A 6,000-nucleotide genomic window follows, 5' to 3' on the forward strand; every position below is an offset into this window, starting at 1 on the left:
TGCTTACAAGGGCATTCGTCACGACATTATCTATAAAAGGTATAGTGTGAAAATTGCATTTATAGGTGATATTGTTGGTAAACCTGGCCGTTTGATGCTAAAGCGACATCTCAAAAGACTACAACAAGAACACTTTATAGACTTTACTATAGCCAATTATGAAAATGCTTCTCATGGTTTTGGTCTTACAGAGAAAAACTGCATTGAACTTCTTGGATATGGTATCGATCTGATGACAGGGGGCAATCACTCTTTTGATAAAAAAGAGATACTTTCTATGTTTGAGATATATCCGATAATTCGTCCTATTAATTATCCAAAAGAGACAGCAGGAGAGGGTTTATATAGAACTACACTTTTGGGTCATGAAATGGCCATTATTAATCTCATGGGGCACTACACTATGCCGATGGTTGATAATCCTTTTACTATGATAGTAGAAGAGGTGAAAAAACTTAAAGCTCAAAATATTAAACATATCATTATAGATATACATGCAGAAGCAACTTCTGAAAAGAATGCTTTACGTCAAATGCTTAAAGAAGATGTCTCTGCTATTATAGGTACGCACACGCATGTTGCGACAGATGATCTTCAAGTTGTAAATGGATGTTGTTATGTATCAGATGTTGGACTTACTGGGTGCAGAGATGGTGTAATAGGTATGGATGATACAATCCCAATGAAACGTTTTTTAACCTCACTGAGTGGACACTATGATATAAAGGAAGACTGTAAAACACTTTTGCAGATGATCGTCTTTGAACTGAATGACGACGGGCGTTGTGTGGGTGCTGAGAAGATCAAGATCTATGATGATAAACCTAAGATCGTGACTCAGGCATGGATGGATACCTAGGGTACAAAACGTTTCTTTTTAGGTATTACGTTTAATTCTTACCTTCTTTGGATCAAAGAGTGCGATGGCTTCTTTGATCATAGGCTCTTCGAGTAATGTAGAAGGGTCTTTCTCTTTTGCCGCCTCTGTTTCTCCTGCTTCTGGAGCAATACATGAACTTTTCATTTCAATATCTTCTATCATAGAGGCAGAGTCTGCATCTTCATGTACAGGAGGTTCTTTCTCTGCCGGTGCTTCTTTTTCTACGCTTGGTGTATCAACTTTTTTTTTAGGTTTATTGACAATTTTGGTCTCAAAACCAAAAATGTCTTTGACGAACATATTGATAAGTCCCCAATGGGTAATAAGCATTTTCTTGTCTTCCCCGTCTGCCATAGAACCCCATGTAAGTTTGTTATCGGCAAAGTCTTCAAAAGAGATATTGCGTTCAAAACAAGCACCCAGGTCATAGTCTCTATCGTAAAGTTTCTTGACGAGTGTATCAAATGTTTTTTGATGAGGATTTCCTGCTGGCGCAGAAGGTTCTGTAACCACTGGCTCTGCAGTTGGTTTTGCCTCAACTGGAGTCTCTTCTTCTTGCATAGGAGGTGTAGGTTCACTTTTGATCATTGCTTCTTCTGTAACTGCAGGAGAAGCTTCAGGTGTTGCTTCTTCTACTTCACTCTCTTCTTTAGGGGGAGTGACAGGAAGTGTAGCAACGATCTCTTCTTCGGTGATAGTGATGATACCTGGTGGGACAGAGAGGTCTGGTGAAGGAGTGGTGACCATGATCTCAGAAACTTCAACACCTTTGAGCTCTTGTTCGAGACCACGTATCATAGTATCTATATCTTTTATCTCTAAAGACTCCATCATTTTAAAGAGGGCAAGGGAGAGTACAAACTCACTGTCACTTCCCAAAGAGAGTAAGTTTTTAGATTCTGCGATCACCCTAAAGAAACGTTCTATGATCATAGGACTGAAATTGCCTTTACCATTAAGAAGCAGTTCTTTAAGATAGAGTGTGAGTTCATCAAGTATCATTTCTGCTTCATAGTCTGTTGCCATTTTGATAAAGTCTAATACTTTTGTTGTCTCTTTGGCCATGATGTCAGAGAGCAATGCCTCCAAATGGCTAGGTTCAATGATACCAAGCATTCCAGTTACTGTGTTCAGATCGACAAAGTTTTTAGAGTAGACGATGGCTTGGTCCATCAAGGTGAGAGAATCTCTCAAACTTCCTGCACCGGAGCGTGCAATGATATCCAAGGCTTCTCTTTCATACTCAACATTTTCAAGATCTAAGATGTGTTCCAAGTGTTTGAGTACAAGGTTTTGAGGGATCTTCTTAAATCTAAAATGCTGTGTACGTGAAAGGATGGTTGCAGGCAGTTTTAACGGGTCTGTTGTCGCCAGGATGAACTTTACAAAATCAGGTGGCTCTTCAAGGGTTTTGAGGAGGGCGTTAAAAGCCTGATTTGTCAGCATATGTACTTCATCGATGATAAAGATCTTATAGCGTGCAGAACTTGGTTTATATTTGGTGTGTTCTATGAGGTCTTTGATATCATCGATACCACGGTTGGAAGCAGCATCCATCTCGATGATATCCATATGGCTGCTTTCGCTTGCCATGAGACAATGTGCACAGGTACCGCAAGGATGAGAAGTAGCACCTGTTTCACAGAGTAGCGCTTTAGCAAAGATACGTGCGGTAGAGGTTTTTCCACTTCCTCGAAGCCCTGAAAAGAGGTAAGCGTGAGAGAGTCTGTTACCTTCAAGTGCAAGTGAGAGAGTTTGTGAAACAGATTCTTGTCCTATAAGGTCATCAAAGGTGGCAGGACGGTATTTTCTTGCGAGGGCTAAAGACAAACAAACTCCTTGATTTTATTGTTACTATTGTAGTTAAATTTTACTTTTGATTGGTATAATCGAAGTAAATAAAAATAGAATCTTCAGGGGAATGATGTGAAATGGAAAGGTGGAAGAAAAAGCTCTAATGTAGATGACAGAAGGGCATCGTCCGGGGGTAGAGGAAGAGGTATGCCATCTATGCAAACCATGATGATCCTATGGCCCTTGATCAAACCGTTATTCAAAACGAAATTGGGTTGGGCGATCATAGCTGTGGGCGTCGTAGCCTATATGAGCGGATTCAACCCACTTTCTCTTATTGGTGTAGGCGGTTCCTCTTCTGCTCCTGTCAATCAAGCTCAGGATGATCAGAATGCAGCTTTTATCTCTACAGTACTGGCAAGTACTGAAGATGTCTGGAAAAAAGAGTTACGTGGGTATAGAGAACCCATTATGGTACTCTATCGTGGTGGTACACAGAGCGGATGTGGTTTTGCCAATTCTGCTGTAGGTCCTTTTTACTGTCCTGCAGATCAAAAAGTCTATCTTGATCTAAGTTTTTTTGATGAACTTTCACAAAAACATGATGCACCTGGTGACTTTGCTCAGGCTTATGTACTTGCCCATGAGATAGGACACCACATTCAGAACCTGCAAGGCACACTTTCCAAGGTGCAAGAGGCAAAGCAACAATGGGGAAATAGCAAAAAATCCAATGCACTACAGGTACGAGTAGAGCTGCAAGCAGATTGTTATGCTGGAGCGTGGGCATACCATGCACATAAACGTTTTAATATCTTGGAAGAGGGAGATGTGGAAGAGGCACTTAGAGCAGCCAGTGCCATCGGTGATGATACCCTACAGAGAAAATCTACCGGTACGATAAGACCGGATGCCTTTACACATGGTAGTTCGAAACAACGTGTAGAGTGGTTTAGACGAGGGCTTCGTACGGGTGATGTGAGAGAGTGTAATACTTTTAAATAATCTCCTTCATTGTGCTTAACTCACAAAATAAGGGATGTACTGTTTATCAATTCATCTCTAACCACACATTAGATATAATCCTTTCCATAATAAAACATAGAATAATTCTCACCAAAGGTGAAACTTTAGTGTGATGAATTCTATATGGACTTAGTTCATGTAGAAGAAGAAGGATAATAAAAGTATGAGTTACAATCCAAGTGAGATTGAAGCCAAATGGCAAGATAAATGGGATGCAGAGCAGGCGTTTGAGCCGGATGATGCCTTAACAAGAAAGAAAAAATATATTTTAAGTATGTTCCCATTTCCAAGTGGACGTTTACATATGGGACATGTGCGTAATTATGCCATAGGTGATGCGTTTGCACGCTACTACAGAAAACAAGATTTCAATGTGCTTCATCCTATCGGCTGGGATGCTTTTGGTATGCCTGCTGAGAATGCTGCGATTAAACATGGACGTCATCCTAAAGATTGGACCTATTCGAACATTGATTATATGAGAAAAGAGCTCAATACACTTGGACTTTCATTTTCTAAAACACGTGAATTTGCTACCTGTGATGAACTCTATACCAAGTGGGAACAAGAGTTTATCATTAAGATGTTTGAAGAGAAATTGCTTTACCGTGAGTCTACTACGGTGAACTGGTGTGAGGATTGTCATACTGTTTTGGCCAATGAGCAGGTTGAAGAAGGGTGTTGTTGGCGTTGTGACAATCCTGTAGAGCTTAAAGAGATGCCAGGATATTACCTGGACATCATCAAGTATGCGGATGATCTTCTTGGTGACCTAAAACAGCTTGAGGGTAAATGGCCAAATCAAGTACTTACCATGCAGGAGAATTGGATAGGAAAATCTCAGGGGCTTGAGTTTGAATTTGAACTAAGTGAAGCGAGTAAAGCTAAACTAGGTGGAAAGTTTGATAAATATGCAGTGTTCACGACACGCCCAGACACCATTTATGGAGTGACATACTCTGCACTTGCTGCTGAGCATCCTATTACAAAATATTTGATAGACAATGATCTGCTCACTGCAGATGTGGTTGAAAAAATTACAACTATCAAAAATATGACAGAAATAGAACGTGCAAAAGAGGGTAAAGAGGGGTATGATCTAGGGATTACGGTCATCCATCCTCTTACCAATGAAGAGATACCGGTATGGACAGCGAACTTTGTACTGGCTTCTTACGGTGGAGGTGCGGTGATGGCTGTACCTGCACATGATGAGAGAGACTTTGAGTTTGCGAGTAAGTATGATCTGCCTATCAAAAGAGTGATCAGTGGTGGAGAGGAACTTCCTTACACACTTGAGGGAGAGCTTGTTGATTCTGCAGCGTTTACAGGCTTGGGTAACTACGAAGCCAAGGCTAAGATCATCGGTATGTTCGAAGAGACAGGGTTTGGTAAGGGTACGACAAACTTCAAACTGAGAAATTGGGGTGTGAGCCGTCAGCGTTACTGGGGTGCGCCTATACCATTCGTACACTGTAAAAGTTGTGGACTTGTAGCTGAAAAGATAGAAAATCTTCCTATTGCGCTGCCTGAAGATGTAGAGATCACAGGTGAGGGTAATCCTCTTGAGAACCACCCTACATGGAAGCACTGCAGTTGTCCTAAGTGTGGTGAAGAGGCTATTCGTGAGACAGATACCCTGGATACTTTTGTACAGTCAAGCTGGTACCAGTTCCGTTATGCGACCAATCCTAAAAAATGGAATGAAGTCGGTATAGACAAAGAAGAAGCCAATTACTGGTTAGGCGTAGATCAGTATATCGGTGGAATTGAGCATGCGATCTTACACTTGTTGTATGCGCGTTTCTTTACGAAAGTACTTCGTGATCTTGGTTATCATGATATCGATGAACCATTTGAGAATCTGTTAACACAGGGTATGGTACTGATGGATGGTGCCAAGATGAGTAAGTCTAAAGGAAATACTGTCGACCCTGATGCACTGGTAGAGAAGTATGGCGCAGATACTGCTAGACTCTTTACCCTTTTTGCTGCGCCGCCGGCCAAAGAACTTGAATGGAATGATTCAGCCGTAGAGGGTGCATTTAGGTTCATCAAAAAACTCTATGACAGAAAAGAGAAAGTAACGCAAAATATGTTACCTGAGATCGATCAGGAGAGCTTGAGTAAAGAGTCCAAACTCGCACGTGTAAAAATCTATGAAGCATTACAAAAATCATCTGATGTGTATGAGAAGACTTTTGCCTTCAATACACTGATCGCATCCTGTATGGAAGCACTGAATGCCTTAGATAAACAGGATGATGGAGCTGTATGGACAGAAGGGATGTACATTATGC

At 41.1% G+C, this 6,000-nt stretch carries 4 protein-coding genes; 3 read left to right on the forward strand and 1 reads right to left on the reverse strand.

The genetic code is table 11. The annotated features are described in order from the left end of the window. The first annotated feature begins 46 nt into the window (after positions 1-46). Positions 47-859, forward strand: a complete 813-nt coding sequence (locus WBM70_RS00695) for a TIGR00282 family metallophosphoesterase (protein WP_424556591.1) — start codon at positions 47-49, stop codon at positions 857-859. 18 nt (positions 860-877) lie between these two features. Here the strand turns inward: WBM70_RS00695 and WBM70_RS00700 are convergent, their stop codons facing one another. After that, positions 878-2,710 (reverse strand): DNA polymerase III subunit gamma/tau, encoded by a 1,833-nt coding sequence (locus tag WBM70_RS00700; protein ID WP_424556592.1) that lies wholly within the window; start codon positions 2,708-2,710, stop codon positions 878-880. A 96-nt stretch (positions 2,711-2,806) separates the two neighbouring features. On the opposite strand from WBM70_RS00700, the gene ypfJ reads away from it, so the two are divergent. Together ypfJ and leuS are read left to right on the forward strand one after the other, a co-directional pair. Then, on the forward strand, positions 2,807-3,679 hold the full coding sequence (ypfJ, locus tag WBM70_RS00705) for a KPN_02809 family neutral zinc metallopeptidase (RefSeq protein WP_424556593.1): 873 nt from the start codon (positions 2,807-2,809) through the stop codon (positions 3,677-3,679). Positions 3,680-3,863: 184 nt separating this feature from the next. Continuing rightward, on the forward strand, positions 3,864-6,000 hold a 2,137-nt coding region (gene leuS / locus WBM70_RS00710), incomplete at its 3' end, for a leucine--tRNA ligase (protein WP_424556594.1).

It is taken from the genome of Sulfurovum sp., from assembly GCF_049668085.1.
GTDB lineage: Bacteria > Campylobacterota > Campylobacteria > Campylobacterales > Sulfurovaceae > Sulfurovum.